This window comes from Streptomyces sp. NPDC006134 (genome assembly GCF_040628835.1).
Lineage (GTDB): Bacteria > Actinomycetota > Actinomycetes > Streptomycetales > Streptomycetaceae > Streptomyces.
Genome location: NZ_JBEXTV010000001.1, coordinates 170,451 through 188,683 on the forward strand (window position 1 = coordinate 170,451; position 18,233 = coordinate 188,683).

14 protein-coding genes and 2 pseudogenes are annotated in these 18,233 nt (G+C 72.6%); 7 read left to right on the top strand and 9 right to left on the bottom strand.

The annotated features are described in order from the left end of the window. Positions 1 to 142 precede the first annotated feature (142 nt). Positions 143 to 289 (top strand): annotated as a pseudogene (locus tag ABZ340_RS00810) (LysR family transcriptional regulator); the annotation flags it as partial. Here ABZ340_RS00810 and ABZ340_RS00815 read toward each other — a convergent pair. The 5 genes from ABZ340_RS00815 to ABZ340_RS00835 all read right to left on the bottom strand — a co-directional run bounded on the left by ABZ340_RS00815 (position 273) and on the right by ABZ340_RS00835 (position 3,979). Further along, a complete protein-coding gene (locus tag ABZ340_RS00815; RefSeq protein WP_358779560.1) occupies positions 273 to 668 on the bottom strand; it encodes a hypothetical protein in 396 nt (131 codons plus the stop codon). The pseudogene ABZ340_RS00810 and the gene ABZ340_RS00815 overlap by 17 nt on opposite strands. Next, a complete protein-coding gene (locus ABZ340_RS00820) occupies positions 665 to 808 on the bottom strand; it encodes a hypothetical protein (RefSeq protein ID WP_358779561.1) in 144 nt (47 codons plus the stop codon). Before ABZ340_RS00820 ends, ABZ340_RS00815 begins: the two co-directional genes overlap by 4 nt. Positions 809 to 1,245: 437 nt before the next feature. Continuing rightward, the gene (locus tag ABZ340_RS00825) at positions 1,246 to 2,487 is read right to left on the bottom strand and encodes a helix-turn-helix transcriptional regulator (protein ID WP_358779643.1); all 1,242 of its coding nucleotides are present in this window, start codon (positions 2,485 to 2,487) and stop codon (positions 1,246 to 1,248) included. A 181-nt stretch (positions 2,488 to 2,668) separates the two neighbouring features. Further along, on the bottom strand, positions 2,669 to 3,232 hold the full coding sequence (locus ABZ340_RS00830; protein WP_358779562.1) for a Uma2 family endonuclease: 564 nt from the start codon (positions 3,230 to 3,232) through the stop codon (positions 2,669 to 2,671). A 378-nt stretch (positions 3,233 to 3,610) separates the two neighbouring features. Further along, complete coding sequence (locus ABZ340_RS00835) at positions 3,611 to 3,979, bottom strand: hypothetical protein (protein WP_358779563.1); 369 nt, start codon at positions 3,977 to 3,979, stop codon at positions 3,611 to 3,613. 406 nt (positions 3,980 to 4,385) lie between these two features. On the opposite strand from ABZ340_RS00835, the gene ABZ340_RS00840 reads away from it, so the two are divergent. Next, complete coding sequence (locus ABZ340_RS00840; protein ID WP_358779564.1) at positions 4,386 to 5,633, top strand: helix-turn-helix domain-containing protein; 1,248 nt, start codon at positions 4,386 to 4,388, stop codon at positions 5,631 to 5,633. 159 nt (positions 5,634 to 5,792) lie between these two features. Here ABZ340_RS00840 and ppdK read toward each other — a convergent pair whose 3' ends face one another. Both ppdK and ABZ340_RS00850 read right to left on the bottom strand, forming a co-directional pair. Continuing rightward, entirely contained in the window at positions 5,793 to 8,486 is a 2,694-nt protein-coding gene (gene ppdK / locus ABZ340_RS00845) for a pyruvate, phosphate dikinase (protein WP_358779565.1), read from the bottom strand. Between the two features lie 484 nt (positions 8,487 to 8,970). Continuing rightward, positions 8,971 to 10,206, bottom strand: a complete 1,236-nt coding sequence (locus ABZ340_RS00850) for an ROK family protein (protein WP_358779566.1) — start codon at positions 10,204 to 10,206, stop codon at positions 8,971 to 8,973. A 252-nt stretch (positions 10,207 to 10,458) separates the two neighbouring features. Here ABZ340_RS00850 and ABZ340_RS00855 point away from each other — a divergent pair, with 252 nt between their 5' ends. Continuing rightward, positions 10,459 to 12,396, top strand: coding sequence for a glycogen debranching N-terminal domain-containing protein (locus ABZ340_RS00855; protein ID WP_358779567.1), 1,938 nt, complete (start codon positions 10,459 to 10,461; stop codon positions 12,394 to 12,396). 37 nt (positions 12,397 to 12,433) lie between these two features. Here ABZ340_RS00855 and ABZ340_RS00860 read toward each other — a convergent pair whose 3' ends face one another. Beyond that, positions 12,434 to 12,844: a RidA family protein gene (locus ABZ340_RS00860; protein WP_358779568.1), complete on the bottom strand. Its 411-nt coding sequence runs from the start codon at positions 12,842 to 12,844 to the stop codon at positions 12,434 to 12,436. Between the two features lie 530 nt (positions 12,845 to 13,374). Here ABZ340_RS00860 and ABZ340_RS00865 point away from each other — a divergent pair. From ABZ340_RS00865 to ABZ340_RS00880, 4 genes and pseudogenes are all read left to right on the top strand, one after another. After that, positions 13,375 to 13,527 (top strand): hypothetical protein, encoded by a 153-nt coding sequence (locus tag ABZ340_RS00865; RefSeq protein WP_358779569.1) that lies wholly within the window; start codon positions 13,375 to 13,377, stop codon positions 13,525 to 13,527. A gap of 95 nt (positions 13,528 to 13,622) precedes the next feature. Then, a complete protein-coding gene (locus ABZ340_RS00870; protein ID WP_358779570.1) occupies positions 13,623 to 14,849 on the top strand; it encodes a hypothetical protein in 1,227 nt (408 codons plus the stop codon). Positions 14,850 to 14,965: 116 nt separating this feature from the next. After that, positions 14,966 to 15,484, top strand: a pseudogene (locus tag ABZ340_RS00875) (hypothetical protein); the annotation flags it as partial. Between the two features lie 107 nt (positions 15,485 to 15,591). Then, complete coding sequence (locus tag ABZ340_RS00880) at positions 15,592 to 16,863, top strand: MFS transporter (RefSeq protein WP_358779571.1); 1,272 nt, start codon at positions 15,592 to 15,594, stop codon at positions 16,861 to 16,863. A 162-nt stretch (positions 16,864 to 17,025) separates the two neighbouring features. Here ABZ340_RS00880 and dusB read toward each other — a convergent pair whose 3' ends face one another. Beyond that, positions 17,026 to 18,183 (bottom strand): tRNA dihydrouridine synthase DusB, encoded by a 1,158-nt coding sequence (gene dusB / locus ABZ340_RS00885; protein ID WP_358779572.1) that lies wholly within the window; start codon positions 18,181 to 18,183, stop codon positions 17,026 to 17,028. Positions 18,184 to 18,233 lie beyond the last annotated feature (50 nt).

An 18,233-nucleotide genomic window follows, 5' to 3' on the forward strand; every position in this document is an offset into this window, starting at 1 on the left:
CACCCGCTCCAGGGCCACCGGGAACCACGGGAACCACGGCGGCTACAGCGACACGGCGACCGCGTTGAACGCCGTCTCCGCGTGGAGACCGTGGTGCCCGGCCACGAGGAGCACGTCCTGGTGATGCCGGCGTTCATCCGCCCCTCGGGCCACAGCGGACCCCTGGACCGCCCTGATCCCGGTGGCCGACGGGCCGCATCGCACCGGACACCTGGCGTGGAGCCGCTTCGCCCCCGGCCCGGCCACCCGGGCGATGCCCGACGTCCTCGGGGTCAGGACGCGGACGTAGTGCCGCGGGCCGCCTCGGCGTCCTCGCCATGCTCCTCTTCGTCTTCGTCTTCGCCTTCGTCTTCATCGTCCTCGTCATCCTCATCCTCGCCGCCCTTGCCCTCGGCGTCCGCCAGACGTCCACCGCGCGACTCCGCGACGCGGAGGGCGTCGTACAGGCACTCGCTCAACCGCGCCGCCGCGTAGCGGAGTTCCGGCAGCGACGCCTCCGGGTCGGCCAGCAGGTCCCGGGCGGCTCCGAACACCTGGCCGCCGATGCGCAACTGGGCCTCCTCCATCTCGTCGGCCAGCCTGGACAGGAGACTGTCCGGGTCACCGGTGTGGAGGTAGACACGCTTGCCGTCCTCGGACCACGGCAGAAGGCGGGGGCGGGTCCTCACGCGGCCACCTCCGAGAGGGCGACGCCCTTCGGCGCCCACACCAGCCCGGCACGGCGCCGAAGACGCCGTTCGCGTTCTACGCGGCGTTCGTGGGCGACGACGTACGGCCGGACCAGGGCTACGGCCGAGTCGTCGCCCATGGGCACGCGCCAGGCCGCGGGACGGGTCGTGCGGAAAAGACGGAGGCGGAGGGCTGCTTCCGGGACGGATGGCGTCCGCCGTTTCCCGGAAGCAGGAAGAATCACCCTAAAGAGCTTTTCGATACCCTTGCGCATGTCGGCGCTCCTCTTCAGCGTCGGCCGCGCCCCGGGGCCTGGCCGCCGCCGGGGCACCTCTTTTGTGATCAGGCTCCTGATGCGCTCGCCGGGGAAGCGCCAGCGAACCGGTCAGTGGCCGCCAGCCCGTGAAGCAAGCGGCACCACTGGCGCCCCTGAGGGAGACAGGTGGCCAGCGCGTCCCACTTCCGTAGCGGGCCATCAGGACATGCCGACCGTACGAAACCAGGGAAACGTGCCGCCATACACGGTCCGTGGCAATTCGCCGGGTTCGGACCGCGAAGTACCGCGCCTCGTGGTAGTTATCCGGTTACTCCCAGGTACGACGCCATCTCGCGCATCTCCTGGGTCAACGTCCGCTTGCGCTTCTTGAGGATGTCCTCCATCACTCGGCGCGCGATCGGCTGATGCAGCAGCCACTCGCCGGCCTCCTCGCGCAAGCCCGTCAGCTCGTCCATGGCGTCCTGGTGGGACCCCAGCTGTGCGTGTGCCCGTGCGACGTCCAGCCGATGACGGCCCCAGTTGTTCGTGCTCAGCCGCCCCAGGTTCTTGATGCCTTTGGGACTCAGCGGTCCTTCCTCGGCCTTGCGGAGAACCCCCCGTGCGTCGCCTGCGAGGGCGAGGTCCTCAACGGCTTTGGCCGCGGCGGTCACCGGGCCGAAGGCACTCCAATGCGTGGGGAAGTCCGTGTGTTCGCGCGCCATCGCGCCCCCGGCGGTGGCCACCATGCGGCGGGCGTGCTCGGCTTCGTCCGGTCGGCTGTTGCGCCGGGCGGCGGCAGCCACCCGGAGCCACAACTCGCCCCACAGGGCGAGTTGCTCGGGAGTCGCCCGGGACATGCGGGGCTCGACCTCCCCCGCCGTCTGTGCGGCGAGCTGCTCACTCTCGTCGAAGCGGTCCTGACGCAACAACAGCCAGCACAGACCGACGACTCCCGTTGCCGCCAGCCGAGTCTGTCCGGTCTCACGAGCGAGGCGGATCGCCTCGGCGAGCGCGAAGTACGCCATGTCGTACTGCCGCACCTGGGTGAGGTACTTCCCGGTGAGCAGCAGTGCGTGAGCGCGAGCGATCATGGCGTGCTGTTTCTCCACGCCGTGAAGAGCGACGACGGCCGCTTCGGAGTCACGTAGGAGGGCGGGGAGTTTGCGGGCGACAGAGCTGTAGCGGTCGGCCTGATACAGCGCGTGGCCGTCCTTGACGCGTCGCCGGACGGCGGACGGCTCGACGGTCTCACCGGGCTCCGGGGCGAGGGCCGCGAGCCCGACGGGAGGCATGAGCGCGCGCCTCAGCTCGGCCAGGTTCCGCCGGTTCTGTTCATCCTGCGGGCCGAGCTGGGGTTTGGGCGCCTCGCTGGCGAACAGCGCCGACGTGGAAACGCCGAACGCGGTCGCGAGAGCGGCGAGCGTCTCCATGGAGACGTGACCGCCTTGCTCCAGCTTCCGTACCGTGCTCACCGACAGGTCGGCCTCTTCGGCCAACTGCTCTTGGCTCCATCCCCGCACGCGCCGGAGCCTCTTGACGTTGTCGGCCAATCCTGCGGACATCGGCACCACCTCATGTCCAGGGTATGCCTCGCGCCCGCTGTCCGAAGCGGGTTGTCAAGCGCGTGTACGGGGAGGGAAACCTGCCGTCCGGGGCGTCCGGGCACGGGAGGGGCGGGTCGCGTGCGAGGCGTGGGGTCGCGGAGACGGGCCGGTCGCCGTCGGTGTCGCCGTCGGACGGCGTCTACTGCCGGGAGAGTCCGGCCGGATCGATGGCCACGGGGAACGGGGCGTCCAAGTGGGTGGTCACGCCCGCGAGAGCGATCGCCCGCTCCACGTACCGGCCGCCTTCCAGTTCGTGGACGGCGAGCATCGGAGCCGGGTCGAGCTCCAGGCGCCAGAAGTGCGGGACGGCGGCTTCCGCGTACAGCATGGGCTTGATCTTGCGGTCCATGGTGCGGTTGCCGGGGGAGACGAGTTCGACGACGAGCCGGACCGCGTCGATGTCGATGGTGACGGGGTCGTCGGCGGTCGCACCGGCGTCGGCCACGACCAGGTCGGGCACGACCAGCCCGGAGGGCAGGACGACGTTGACGCCTTCGAGGATCTCCACCGGTGCGCCGGCGGCCCGGGCGGCCGCGTCCAGGGCGACGTGGAGGCGGAACGAGGCCCGCTGGTGGCGGACGCCGGGGGCGGGGGACATCACGAGCGACTCCCCCAGCAGCTCGTAGCGGGTCGTGCGGTCTTCGGGGAGGGCCAGGACGTCGGCGACGGTCCAGGGACCGGTGTGATCGGCGGCGACACTCATTCCCCTTCACCTCCTCGCCCGCCCGGCGGTCCCGGTGTGCCCTCGACAGGCGGTACACGGCCAGCATACGGGCGCTCCCATCTGCCGGCGCGAGGGTTCGTCGCCGGGGGCGGGGGCTCGGACGGGTTTGCCGCTCAGTCACCCGCCCAGGGCGTCGGCACGGGCTCGTCCCTGGCCGGTGCGGCCCGTCGGCCACCGGCATCGGACGCATCCCGTGGTCCCGAGGCCCCCCGGACCGGCGCCGGTCCCGGTGGCCGACGGGCCGCATCGCACCGGGCACCTGGCGTGGAGCCGCTTCGCCCCCGGCCCGGCCACCCGGGCGATGCCCGACGCCCCCGGGGTCAGGACGCGGGCGTAGTGCCGCGGGCTCCGGAGCCGCTACCGCGCGCCACAGGCCGCCTCGGCGTCCTCGCCATACCCATCGTCGTCGTCCTCCTCTTCATTGTCCTCCTCATCGCCGCCCTCGCCCTCGGCGTCCGCCAGACGTCCACCGCGCGACTCCGCGACGCGGAGGGCGTCGTACAGGCACTCGCTCAACCGCGCCGCCGCGTAGCGGAGTTCCGGCAGCGACGCCTCCGGGTCGGCCAGCAGGTCCCGGGCGGCTCCGAACACCTGGCCGCCGATGCGCAACTGGGCCTCCTCCATCTCGTCGGCCAGCCTGGACAGGAGACTGTCCGGGTCGCTGGTGTGGAGGTAGACGCGCTTGCCGTCCTCGGACCACGGGAGAAGGCGGGGGCGAGTCTTCACGCGGCCACCTCCGAGAGGGCGACGCCCTTCGGCGCCCACACCAGCCCGGCACGGCGCCGAAGACGCCGTTCGCGTTCTACGCGGCGTTCGTGGGCGACGACGTACGGCCGGACGAGCCCGATGGCCTCGCCGTCCCGTGCGGTTCCGCACGGACGACGAGGAGCTGGGGGAACGACGGAGGACTGCTCCGTCGCCCGATGGCGGCCCGCCGGAGGAAGCAGCAGCCGCAGCGTCGAGCGAAGCAGACCGGCGGTAATTTGGAGCATGTCGTCAGCCTCCGAGGCAGGTTGGTGACCACGCCCCCGGACCGGTCGCACGGTCGCGGGGGTCCTTCCGCGAAGAGCCTCGCGATCTCCCCTGCTCAAAGCCATGCCATGGTCCTATAGGTGCGCCCTATATTTGACGTATGGGGGAATCCCACGCGGACTTGTGGTCCCATCCACAGCTGGTCTCGGCAGTCGTCGCCGGGGACTGGGGTGCTGTCTTCCGCACCTACCGGCGGCTCACCGGGCTGAGCCAGACGAAGCTCGGAGAGCGCGTCGGCCTCGCCCAGCCCGAGGTCTCCACCATCGAGCACGGTCGGCGGCAGGTCACCTCTGTGGAGGTACGGGAACGCATCGTGGACGGGCTTCACGTGCCGATGCGCCTTCTGGCCACCGACAAGCCCCGCACCGGCTCTCCGGTCCCCGCGCTCACCGTGCCCGGTCCAGGGCCCGACGACGACCTGCTGGCTCGGGTGACGAGCGTGGTCGACGGTGAGCACCGGGTGGACGTTCCCACACTCGACTGGCTCGACCGGCTGCTGGCGGAGCACCGCCGGGCCGAGGACGAGATCGGGTCACGGCCCCTGGCGGGCTTGATGCGTCAGCAGCTCCGGACGGTCGTGGATCTGTACGGCAGCGCACGGGGACCGCTGGCGGACCGGGTGGTGCGTCTTGCGTCCGAGCACGCGCAGTTCCTGGCGTGGATGGCTCAGGACCAGGGACAGACGGCGGCCGCGCTCGCCTGGTACGACCGCAGTCACGAATGGGCGCTGGAGGCCGGTGACGCCGACATGGCCGCCACGACGCTCAGCATGAAGGCGCACATGGCGTGGTCCGGCGGACGCGGAGACCGGTGCGTACGCCTGGCGGAGGCCGCCCGCTGGTCCGCCCCCGGCACTTCCCTCGGTGTTCAGGGCATGGCCGCTCAGATGGCCGCCCGAGGGCACGCGCTCAACGGCGACGCCGCCGACGCCGACCGGCTCCTGGACGAAGCGCAGGACCTCATCGGCCGCGCCGCGCAGCACCCGGAGGACGAACCGCCGTGGATGTACTTCTACGGCGAGACGTGGTTCACGTTGCAGCGGGGCATGGCCGCGCTCCATCTGCGCGACTGGAAGGCGGCCATCGGCCATCTCACTGTGGGGCTCGCCGCGTTGCCCGACGCATACCGGCGCGACAGGACGTGGTACCGGGCGTGCCTGGCGCACGCGTTGGCCGAGGCGGGCGAGGCGTCGCAAGCCGTCTCCGTGGCGTTGGAGATCTCCCCCGACGCGGCGGACGTCGGACGCCCTCACTCGTGGAACGAGCTCCACACAGTGGCCGCTGTCCTGATGCGGCGCGGCGCGAAGGAAGCACGGCAACTCGTTGCCACCCTGCGGACGTACGGCTGACGTCCTGCCGGAACGCATCCCGGAGACCGAATCCAGGGAAGAGGGCGGCACCCCCCGCACGGGATGCCGCCCTCTTTTCGTGATCCGGAGCCGCCGCCGATCGGTGAGGGTGGTCGGGTGACAGACGGCGGCTCCGGGGCTGGACCGCCCCGGGTGGGGCTAGCGGTGGTCGCTGCCCTCCGCCGTGACCGCCGCGCGGCCGGCCTCCAGGCGGGCCACCGGGATGCGGAACGGGGAGCAGGAGACGTAGTCGAGGCCCACCTCGTGGAAGAAGTGGACGGACTCGGGGTCACCGCCGTGCTCGCCGCAGACGCCGAGCTTCAGGTCGGGGCGGGTGGCGCGGCCGGCCTTCGCGGCGGCGGCGACGAGGGAGCCGACGCCGTCCTTGTCGATCGTCTCGAAGGGGGAGACGCCGAAGATGCCCTTCTCCAGGTACGCGGTGAAGAACGACGCCTCCACGTCGTCGCGGCTGAAGCCCCACACCGTCTGGGTCAGGTCGTTGGTGCCGAAGGAGAAGAACTCGGCGGCCTCCGCGATCTGGCCGGCGGTCAGCGCGGCGCGCGGCAGCTCGATCATCGTGCCGATGGACAGCTTCAGGTTCGCGCCCGAAGCCGCCTCGACCTCGGCGATGACCTTGTCGGCCTCCTCGCGGACGATCTCCAGCTCCTGGACCGTGCCGACCAGCGGAATCATGATCTCGGCGCGGGGGTCGCCCTTGGCGGCCTTGCGCTCGGCCGCCGCCTCGGCGATGGCGCGGACCTGCATGGTGAACAGGCCGGGGATGACCAGGCCCAGGCGTACGCCGCGCAGGCCCAGCATCGGGTTCTGCTCGTGCAGGCGGTGGACCGCCTGGAGGAGGCGCAGTTCGTTCTCGTGCGGCTCCTGGCGGGACTCGGCGAGGGCGACGCGGACCGACAGTTCGGTGATGTCGGGGAGGAACTCGTGCAGCGGGGGGTCGAGGAGGCGGATGGTGACGGGCAGGCCGTCCATCGCCTCGAAGAGCTCGACGAAGTCCTTCTTCTGGAGGGGGAGGAGTTCCTTCAGGGACTCCTCGCGTTCGGCCTCCGTGTCGGCCAGGATCAGGCGCTCGACCAGCTCGCGGCGGTCGCCGAGGAACATGTGCTCGGTGCGGCACAGGCCGATGCCCTGGGCGCCGAAGCGGCGGGCGCGCAGCGCGTCCTCGGCGTTGTCGGCGTTGGCGCGGACGCGGAGGCGGCGCTTGCGGTCGGCGAAGGCCATGATGCGGTGGACGGCCTCGACCAGTTCGTCGGCGTCCTCGGCGCCCGCGTGCATGCGGCCCTCGAAGTACTCCACGACCGGGGAGGGCACGACCGGGACCTCGCCCAGGTAGACCTTGCCGGTGGAGCCGTCGATGGAGATGACGTCGCCCTCCTCGACGACGTGCCCGCCGGGGACGGTCATACGGCGGCGCTTGGTGTCGACCTCCAGCTCCTCCGCGCCGCAGACGCAGGTCTTGCCCATGCCGCGGGCGACGACGGCCGCGTGGGAGGTCTTGCCGCCGCGTGAGGTGAGGATGCCCTCGGCGGCGATCATGCCGTCCAGGTCGTCGGGGTTGGTCTCGCGGCGGATGAGGATGACCTTCTCGCCGGAGCGGGACCACTTGACGGCCGTGTACGAGTCGAAGACGGCCTTGCCGACCGCCGCGCCCGGCGAGGCGGCGATGCCCCGGCCGACCTGCTCGACCTTCGCGTTCTCGTCGAAGCGGGGGAACATCAGCTGGGCGAGCTGGGCGCCGGTGACGCGCTGGAGGGCTTCCGCCTCGTCGATCAGGCCCTGGTCCACGAGCTGGGTGGCGATGCGGAAGGCGGCCCCGGCGGTGCGCTTGCCGACGCGGGTCTGGAGCATCCACAGCTGGCCGCGCTCGATGGTGAACTCGATGTCGCAGAGATCCTTGTAGTGGTTCTCCAGGGTCTCCATGATCTGCATGAGCTGGTCGTACGACTTCTTGTCGATCCGCTCCAGCTCGGCGAGCGGCACCGTGTTGCGGATGCCGGCGACGACATCCTCGCCCTGGGCGTTCTGGAGGTAGTCGCCGTAGACGCCCTGGTGGCCGGAGGCGGGGTCGCGGGTGAAGGCGACGCCCGTGCCGGAGTCCGGGCCGAGGTTGCCGAAGACCATCGAGCAGACGTTGACGGCCGTGCCGAGGTCGTGCGGGATGCGCTCCTGGCGGCGGTAGAGCTTGGCGCGCTCGCCGTTCCAGGAGTCGAAGACCGCCTTGATGGCGAGGTCCATCTGCTCGCGCGGGTCCTGCGGGAAGTCCCGGCCGGCCTCCTTCTTGACGATCTTCTTGAAGGTGGTGACCAGCTTCTTCAGGTCCGCGGCCTCCAGCTCGGTGTCGACCGTGACCTTCTTGGCCGCCTTGGCCTTCTCCAGCGCCTCCTCGAAGAGGTCGCCGTCGACGCCGAGGACGGTCTTGCCGAACATCTGGATGAGGCGGCGGTAGGAGTCCCAGGCGAACCGCTCGTCGCCGGCCTGCGCGGCCAAACCCTGCACCGACGTGTCGGAGAGGCCGATGTTGAGGACCGTGTCCATCATGCCGGGCATGGAGAACTTGGCGCCGGAGCGGACGGAGACGAGGAGCGGGTTGTCGGCCTGGCCGAGCTTCTTGCCCATCTTCTCTTCGAGGGCGGCGAGGTGCGCACTCACCTCGTCACGCAGTGCCGCCGGTTCCTCTCCGCTCTCCAGGTAGACCTTGCAGGCCTCGGTGGTGATGGTGAAGCCGGGAGGGACCGGAAGGCCCAGGTTGGTCATCTCGGCGAGGTTGGCACCCTTTCCGCCGAGAAGGTCCTTGAGGTCCTTGTTGCCCTCGGTGAAGTCGTAAACGAACTTCACGCCCTCAACACTGGTGCCCGGCCCAGCTCCCTGGGGATCTTTGTTTTCCGACACGGGTCTCGACTCCTCGAGGACGCGGTGGCTGCCCTGACGACGGGGAATGTACCCAGATCGAAGGCTCATGGGTACGTCCACTTGCGCGTCATACGCCTGTAACCACTCGTCCGCCAGCGGATCGAAAGTCAGGGCGCGGTGCGCGACCGGACAGCCATGCATTCATTTCTTGAACGAATCAACCCCCGCCCGAACGCTCGGGGCGCTCAGATGAGCGCGATTCGTCACGTCTGTTTTCGCTCGATGAACGATCAAAGGGTGGCACTGAGTGCCACCCTTTGAGAAGTGCAGTCGCCCTTGATCCGCTCATCTGAGCGCAACCCTTATCAAGGGTGGCGAGAATCACGCTGCCACAGCCGACGGGATTTCACCATGCGGACCGGCCGAGGGGCCGATCGATGGACCGGCGAGCACAGGAGAAACGTCTCTGTCACACCCCGAGCGCCCGCAGCCGCTCCTCCACCCGCTCCGGCGCGTACAGGTGCTCCACCACCAGCGCCCCCGCCCCGACCAGCCCCGCCCGCTCGCCGAGCCCGGAGGCGACGACGTCCAGGTGGGCGGTGGAGCGCGGCAGCGCCCGCTGGTACAGCAGTTCCCGCACGCCGGTGAGGAAGGGGGTTCCGGCCAGATCGCCGGCGATCATCAAGACCCCGGGGTTCAGCAGGGTCACGACCGTCGCCAGCACGTCCCCGACCAGCCGCCCGGCCTCCCGGGCGAGCGCCGCCGCCTCCGGGTGCCCGGCCGCCAGCAGCTCCCGCACGTCCGAGCCGGACTCCGCCGGGACCCCGGCCTCCGCCAGCCGCCGGGCCACGGCGCCCCCGCTGGCGACGGCGGCCAGACAGCCGTGGGAGCCGCACCGGCACAGCGCCCGGGCGCCCTCGGGGACGCGGATGTGGCCGAGGTCCCCGGCGCCGCCGTCGACGCCCCGGTAGACCGAGCCGTCCACGACGACCCCGGCGCCGATGCCGGTCGACACCTTCACCAGGACGAAGGCCGAGCAGTCCGGGTGGGCGGTGCGCTGCTCGCCGTAGGCCATGAGGTTGGCGTCGTTGTCGACCAGGACCGGCACGGCGGGCGCGCCCGTGTGCTCGGTGAGGGCCCGGCCCAGGCGGCCGCGTATGTCGTAGCCGTCCCAGCCCGGCATGATCGGCGGCTGGACCACCCGGCCGGTGGCGTGGTCGACGGGGCCGGGCACCGCGAGGCCGACGCCGCAGACCTCGTCGGCCCGGTGGCCGGACGCCTCCAGCAGGCGCGCGAACCAGCGGCCCAGCTCGCCGAGGACCGCGTCCGGGCCGTCCTCGATCACCAGGGTCCCGCCGTGCTCGGCGAGGATCTCGCCGGTCAGGGTCAGGACGGCGGCGCGGGCGTGCCGGGTGTCAAGGTCGGCGGCCAGGACGACGGCGTGCTCGTCGTCGAACTCCAGGGTGATGGAGGGCCGCCCGCCGTGCGGGGAGTCCACGGGGCCGCCGGCGCCCTCGCGCAGCCAGCCCGCGCGGAAGAGCCGGTCCAGACGCTGGCCGACGGTGGCCCGGGACAGCCCCGTGGCCTGCTGGAGCGCCCCGCGCGTGGTGGCACGGCCGCTGCGCACCAGCTCCAGCAGATCGCCGGCGCTCGCCTGGCCGCTCGCCCTGGCACCCCTGTCCGCTCTCGCGGGCCGTCCGTTCATGCGCACCCCCTTGTGTTTCCCAACTCTGCATTACATAGTGGGTTTTGCGTGTTAAATAGGCGTAACTCTACGGTAGCCACCGCCGAACCGGTCGGCCGGGCGGGCGACCGGACGGGCAGCCGGCCGGCCGGACGGACGGGCGACGACTTCGGGAGCACGGTAGCCCCGGACGGATCGCGCGCCCCGGCGCGGGGCCGGAGCCGCCGGCCCCGGGTGACGCCGTCGGCCGCAGCGACAAGGGAGGGGCCGGGGATGACCGACCGGCATCATCTGCTCGTGCACGGCGGGACGTTCGCCGCCGTGGGTGATCGCGGGGACATCAGCGGCGTGCGGGGCGGCAGCGTCCCGGACGGGCTGTTCGTGCGCGACGCGCGCCACTTGAGCCGGTGGCAGCTCACCGTCGACGGCGCCGTGCCCGAGGCCCTGTCGCCCGTCGCGGGCGAGGACACCGCGCGCTGCGTGCTGGTGCCGCGCGGCGGACGCGACGAGCCGCCGGCGTACACGCTCTTCCGGGAACAGGCCGTCGGCGACGGCTCGTTCGTGGAGTCGCTGCGGGTGACCAGCAACCGCCCGGTGCCGGCGTCCGTGCGTCTCGCGCTCACCGCCGACGCCGACTTCGCCGACCAGTTCGAACTCCGTTCCGACCACCGCACCTACGCCAAGCCCGGCGCCGTCCGCTCCCGCGACGTCCTCGGCCACGGCGTGGAGTTCGCCTACCGGCGCGGCACGTGGCGCTCCTGTACGGCGGTGACGGCCGAGCCCGCCCCGGACGCGGTGGAGGAGACCGGTACCGGCGCCCGCCGCCTGGTGTGGACGCTCGACCTCCCCCCGCACGGCACGGTGGAGCTGCTGCTGCGGGTGATGGCCCGCCCGCACGGCGGGAAGCGGGCCCTGCGGGTGCCCCGCTCCCCGGCCGCGGTGAGCGAGCGGCTCCGGGCCGAGGAGGAGGCGTTCGCCGAGGGCGTGGCGTTCCCGGCCGGCTGGCCGGAGCTCGCCGCGGCCTGCGCGCGCGGGCTGGCCGACCTGGCCGCCCTCCGGATTCCGGCGGTAGGCCCGGACGGCGAGGAGGTGCGCGTGCCGGCCGGCGGGGCGCCCTGGTTCCTGACCCTGCTGGGCCGCGACGCCCTGCTGACCTCCCTGTTCCTCCTCCCCTACCGGACGCGGCCGGCCGCCGACACGCTGCTGGCGCTGGCCGCGGCCCAGGCGACGGACACCGGCGCGGACGCCGTCGCCCAGCCCGGCAAGATCGTGCACGAGGTCCGGCACGGCGAGCTGGCCCACTTCGGCCAGGTCCCCTACGGGCGGTACTACGGCTCCGTCGACGCCACTCCCCTGTTCCTGGTCCTGCTGGGCGCCTACGTCGAGCGGACCGGCGACACGGGCCTGGCCCGGCGCCTTGAGCCGCACGCCCGCGCGGCGGTCGGCTGGATGCTGGACCACGGCGGGCTGACCTCGCGCGGCTACCTGGTCTACCGCGCCGACCGGGGCGGCCTGGCCAACCAGAACTGGAAGGACTCCCCCGGCGCGATCTGCTCCGCCGACGGCACCCGGCCGCACGGCGCGGTGATGGCGGCGGGCGCCCAGGGCTACGCGTACGACGCCCTGCGCCGCACCGCGCACCTGGCGCGCGCGGTGTGGGGGGACCCGGTCTACGCGGACCTGCTGGAGCAGGCCGCCGGCGACCTGCGCGACCGCTTCCAGCGGGACTTCTGGATGCCGGAGCACTCCTTCCCGGCGCTCGCGCTGGACGGCGCGGGCCGGCGGGTCGACGCGCTGGCCTCCGACGCCGGGCACCTGCTGTGGTCGGGGCTGCTGGACAAGGAGTACGGCGAGCTGGTCGGCCGACGGCTGCTGGAACCGGACTTCTTCTCCGGGTGGGGGGTGCGGACGCTGGCGGCCGGGCAGCCGGCGTACCACCCGCTGTCGTACCACCGCGGCTCGGTGTGGCCGCACGACAACGCGCTGATCGCGCTGGGCCTGGCCCGCTACGGCCTGCACGACGAGGCCCGCGCGGTGGCGCACGGCCTGGTCGGCGCGGCGGCCGCGACCGGCCACCGGCTGCCGGAGGTGCTCGCCGGGTACGGCCGCGACAGCCATCCGGAGCCGGTGCCGTATCCGTACGCGTGCGTCCGGGAGTCCCGCTCGGCGGCGGCACCGCTGGCGCTGCTCACCGCGGTGGGCGGGGCCTAGCAGGCCCTGGCGGACCCTGGCGGAGCCTGGTGGCTCCTCAGCGGATGAGACCGATCGCCTCGATCTCGATCATCCACTCGGGGTCGGCGAGCGAGGAGACCTCGACGAACGACTCCGCGAGGTGCGGCTTGTCCGGGAAGTGTTCCGCGCGCAGCCGGGCGAAGACGTCCTGCTGCGTGATGTCGGTGACGAACACCGTCGCCTTGACGGTGTCGGCGAGGCTGGAGCCCGCGTTCGTCAGCACCGTGGACAGATTCGCCAGCGCCTGACGGGCCTGGGCCTCGAAGTCCCCCACGCCGACCGTGGCCCCCTGGGCGTCGATCGGGGCCTGTCCCGAGGTGAAGACCAGGTTCCCGACCCGGATGCCGAGCGAGATGCCGGCCGACTCGTACCAGTCGGGCTCCGCGGAGACACGCACACGTTCGACGGCGGGCTGTGTAACGGACATGACGATGACACTCCCTCAAAGTTCGCCGGTGAAGCCGAGTGCCGCGATCGCCACCCGACATGACCCACAGCTCGACAGCCACGGCGGGGCGTGATCCATTCCCGCACGGGGGAGCCGAGTGCGGCCCACGTGCCCGCCGCAGCCCCGGCCGGGGCCCCGGAGGCCGCCGGGAGGTATGGATTCGGACACCTCCGGGGCGGCGGCTCCACGGCCGGGAGGGCGGGAGGCGGCGGTCGCGGGGAGGGAGCACGGAGCGTGGAGCACGGGCGACGGCGTACGGCCGCGGCCCCAGCCGGCCGCCGCGTGCCGGGGTGCGGTTCAGGTCAATCGATCAGCCTCCCCTTGACTCACGATTGACCATCTCTTTACCTTCGATGTCGATGGGCGATCGGCACAAACCCGCCCTTTCGCGAGCAAATACCGGATTCTTCCCGTACCTTTCACGCCCCCTGCCCCTTCCCCCTCCACCCCGCACCACCCCTCGCACTCCTTCCAGCCCTTGCACACCTTCCACTTCAGGAGGTTTCGCCATGGATCAGCTCATCAAGCGCATGACGGAGGAGTCCGTGTGGCGCAAGTGGGTCGCCGCCAACTCCGCCCAGGCCGCGAAGGACGGCTGCATCAGCGCCACACCGAAGAGCGGCTGCATCAGCGCCACGCCCAAGAGCGGCTGCATCTCCTGACCCGCTGACCCACCCCACGCCTGCCGGCGTGGCCGTCACCACGCCGGCAGGCCGCGCTCGCTCCTCCCGCCGTCGATCCCGCCCCGGAGAGCCCCGTGAACCGCCTGCCGAGCGCCGACGTCCTGGACAAGGTGCGCGACATCCCGATCTACCGCGCCTCCCTCGAACGCGGCCACTTCCCGATCCTGGAGAAGCCGGAGATCGCCCGGGGCTTCCCCGACAACTGGATGACCCCCGAACTGGCCCGCGCGCTGGAGGCGGGAGACGCCGAGTTCGTGCTGTCCACCGGCACCAACCACGCCCGCATGCAGCTCATCCGGCCGCCCTACTTCCTGCTCCGCTCCTACTACCGCCTGTGGAGCGAGCACCCCGATCTCCGCGCCTCGTGGCACGACGGCGCCCGGCGGGTCTCCCTGACCACCGTCCTCGCCACCGAGCACGTGACCCGGGTGAACGCCCGCAAGCCCGGCGCCACCCCCGGTGAGCGCTGGCTGGACGACCGTACGCTGTACCTCAACCGCCGTCTGGATCCGGCCGACTGGGACCGTGCCGAGGTCGAGCGCATGCTCGCCGAGATCCGCGAGGTGGCCGGCGCCCACCCCCGCGGCTCCTACCTGCTGGACTGCTCCGGCTACCACTTGGCGCACCTGGTCCGCAAAGTCTCCGCCTGGGGTCTGTGGGGCGGCTTTCCCCGCCCGGCCGGCATCGTCCACGCCTACGAGTACACGCCGTCGAACGTCCGCGCCTACCTGCGCGCCCACTTCGACTGCCCCGTGGTCGACCTCTTCGGCAGCACCGAACTCGGCTACCTCTTCTACAGCGACGCCGAAGGCCGCTACCGGCCCTACCTGGAGGACATGAGCGTGGAGCTGATCCCGGTGGCACCGGGCAGCGGCATCCACAGCCTCATCGTCACCAGCGTCCGCAACCCGTACATGCCGCTGGTCCGCTACCGGTCCGGCGACTGTGTCCGCACCCGCGACGGCAGCGCCGACCCGGAGCGGATCGTCTCCTTCTGCGGACGGGAGAAGGAGCTGCTGCCCACCCCCGGAGGGCCCGTCTCCCAGGCCGACCTCGATGCCCGCGTCGCCGGCGTCTGCGCCCGTGTCTTCCTGCACCAGCTGCGCCTGACCGGTGAGGACGAGTGCCGGCTGTCGTACACGACCTTCGACGGCGCGCCGCTCACCCCCGGCGAGACGGCCGGACTGTCCGCGTCCGTCGGCGCCCTGACCGGACGCGCCTGCCGGGTGGAGCACCGCGCCGGCATAGCCATCGGACGCTCCGGCAAGTACGCCTGGCTGACCGTGCCCGACCCGTCCTGACCCCGCCTCCGCACCGGCCGTCCCGTTACGCGGGCGCCATCCCGTTGCGCGGATGCCGTCCCGTCGCACGGGTACCGGCCCGGCGCGCCCGGCGGCGGCCACCCGACAGGAGCCTCATGCCCATCTCCGCAGCCCACGCCCTCTCGACCACCGCAGCCGGACCGGCGCCCACCGCCGAGGAGTTGCTCGGCCCGGCCCTGCACGACGAAGTGGTACGGCACTTCGCGGGCAAGCCCCACGCTCCGGCCACGTCCGTCGTCCGGCACCAGGTCCGCGAGTGCCTGCGCTACCTCTACCTCGTCTCCCGCCACCCCGACCGGCTCGGCGGCCTCTTCCTCCCCGTCGAGCAGGACATCGACGAGATATGGCACTACCTCATCCTGCAGACGCGCGAGTACCGCGAGCTGTGCGAACAGCGGCTGCCGGGCGGCCACTTCATCCACCACCGGAGCATCTCCTACGACGCCTACCAGGAAGCCCCGGGGCGGGAGACCGCCGCCGAGGAGGCCCTGCGCTGGATCCCCCTCTACACGGCCGCGTTCGGGCCCTTCGACGCGGACGCCCTGCCCCACTGGACGATCGTGCGGTTCCTGCACGACGAACTCGGCCTGTCCCTGGGAGAGATAGCCGCCCTGGCCGACGGCACCACCGGCACCACCGGCACCGACAGCGCCGGTGACACCGGCGGAGCCGTCACCGTGCGGACGTCCGGCGGCCCGGCGGCCCCGGCGCGGGACCGCACGTGACCCAGGCGGCCCCGACGGCCGCGGCGGACACGGCGGACGCGGCGGCGGACCTCTCCCGGGCGCGGCGCCGCGCCCTGACGGTGCTCGTCGTCTCGCAGGCGCTCGGCGGCGCCGGCATGGCGGCCGGCATCACGGTCGGCGCGCTGCTCGCCCAGGACCTGTTCGGCTCGGCCGGCCTGGCCGGGCTGCCGGCCGCGCTGTTCACCGCCGGCGGAGCCCTCGGGGCCGCGGCCCTCGGACGCGTGTGCCAGCGCTTCGGGCGCCGCCCGGGTCTGACACTCGGCAACGCGGCCGCCGCGCTGGGCAGCGCGGGCGTGGTCGCGGGGGCCGCGGCGCGCTGGCCCGTCCTGCTGCTGGCCGCGCTCTTCGTGTACGGGGCGGGTACGGCCACGGGGCTGCTCGCGCGCTACGCGGGCGCCGACCTCGCCCCGCCCGAGCGGCGCGGCCGGGCCGCCGGGACCGTGCTGTTCGCCATGACGCTGGGCGCGATCGCGGGCCCGAACCTCGTCGGCCCCACCGGTGCCCTCGCCCACGCCTGGGGCGTTCCGCGGCTGGCGGGGCCCTTCTTGCTGGCGGCGGCCGCCTACACGGCCGCGGCCCTGGTGCTGCTGGTGTGGCTGCGCCCGGAGCCGCTGCTCCCGGCACGGCCCGCCGAACCCCACGGTCCCCACGGTGCCCCGGACGAGCCCGGTGCCGGGCCCCGCCGCCCGGTGCGCGGTGCCCCCGGTGTCGTCACGGGCGCCACCGTGATGATCACCGCGCAGCTGGTGATGATCGCCGTGATGACCATGACGCCCGTCCACCTGGCCGGCCACGGCCATACGACGCAGGCGGTGGGCCTGGTCATCGCCCTGCACGTGGGCGCGATGTTCCTGCCGTCGCCACTGATCGGCCTGCTCGCGGACCGGGTCGGCGGGCGGCGGGTCGCCGACGCGGCCGGTGCCGTCCTGCTGGGCGCCGGCCTGCTCGCGGCCCTCGCCCCGCCGGCCTCCGTCGCGCTGTCGGCCTGCGCGCTCGTCCTCCTCGGCGTCGGCTGGAACCTGGCCCTGCTCGGCGGCACGGCCCTGATCACGGACGCCGCCCCCGCCGGGGACCGCGCCGCGGTGCAGGGCCTGGCGGACGTGGGGATGTCCGTGGCGGGCGCGACGGGCGGCATGGCGTCGGGCCTGGTGATGGGGAGCGGCGGCTACCCGGTCCTGGCGGCGGCGGCAGGGGCCCTCGCCCTCGCGGTGATCCCGGCGGTGGCGCTGCGCGGCACACGCCGCTGACAGCGGCCGACGGAATCGCGCCGGGCCACGCCCGTTCCGGACCACGACCACTCCGGGCCACGACCACTCCGGACCACGACCACTCCGGACCACGGCCGTTCCAGTCCGGACCACGGCCGTTCCAGTCCGGACCACGGCCGTTCCAGGCCGCCCGCCCCTCGCTCAGCCCCCCGAGGTGTCCAGTTCCGCGTCCTCGCCGATGCCCGCGCAGTCGTAGGGGTCCTTCAGCCAGCCGTCCGGCAGCACCACGCGGTTGTTGCCGGACGTACGGCCGCGGGGGCCGTCGGCGCCGGACGGCCAGGGCTGGTCGAGGTCCAGCTCGTCGAGGCCGGCCCGCAGTTCCTCCAGGGAGGAGGTGATCGCCAGGCGCTTGCGCATCTCGGAGCCGACGGAGAAGCCCTTGAGGTACCAGGCGACGTGCTTGCGGAAGTCGACGACGCCGCGCTGCTCGTCGCCGAGCCACTCGCCGAGCAGGGTGGCGTGCCGGACCATGGCGTCGGCGACCTCGCGCAGGGTGGGCCGTACGAAGCCGTCCGTGCGGCCTTCGAAGGCGGCGACCAGGTCGGCGAAGAGCCAGGGCCGTCCCAGACAGCCGCGGCCGACCACGACGCCGTCGCAGCCGGTCTCGCGCACCATCCTCAGGGCGTCCTCGGCGGACCAGATGTCGCCGTTGCCGAGCACCGGGATCTCCGGCACGTGCTCCTTCAGGCGGGCGATGGCGTCCCAGTCGGCGGTGCCGCCGTAGTGCTGGGCGGTGGTGCGGCCGTGCAGGGCGATGGCGGTGACGCCCTCCTCGACGGCGATGCGCCCGGCGTCGAGGTAGGTGAGGTGGTCGTCGTCGATGCCCTTGCGCATCTTCATCGTCACCGGCAGGTCGCCGGCGCCGGAGACGGCCTCGCGCAGGATGGCGCGCAGCAGGTTCCGCTTGTAGGGGAGGGCGGAGCCGCCGCCCTTGCGGGTCACCTTGGGGACCGGGCAGCCGAAGTTCAGGTCGATGTGGTCGGCGAGGTCCTCGTCCACGATCATGCGGACGGCCTTGCCGACGGTGGCCGGGTCGACGCCGTACAGCTGGATCGAGCGGGGGCGCTCGCTCGCGTCGAACTTGATCAGCTGCATGGTCTTGTCGTTGCGTTCGACCAGCGCCCGGGTCGTGATCATCTCGCTGACGAACAGGCCCTTGCCGCCGCTGAACTCCCGGCACAGGGTGCGGAAGGGTGCGTTGGTGATGCCCGCCATGGGGGCGAGCACGACGGGCGGCTGGACCGTGTGCGGGCCGATCTGCAACGTCGGGGCCGTCGTGGGCAGGGTGGGCGTGGACATTCCTCCATTGTCGCGTACGCCGGGACGTGCCCGGCACGGCTCCCCACCAT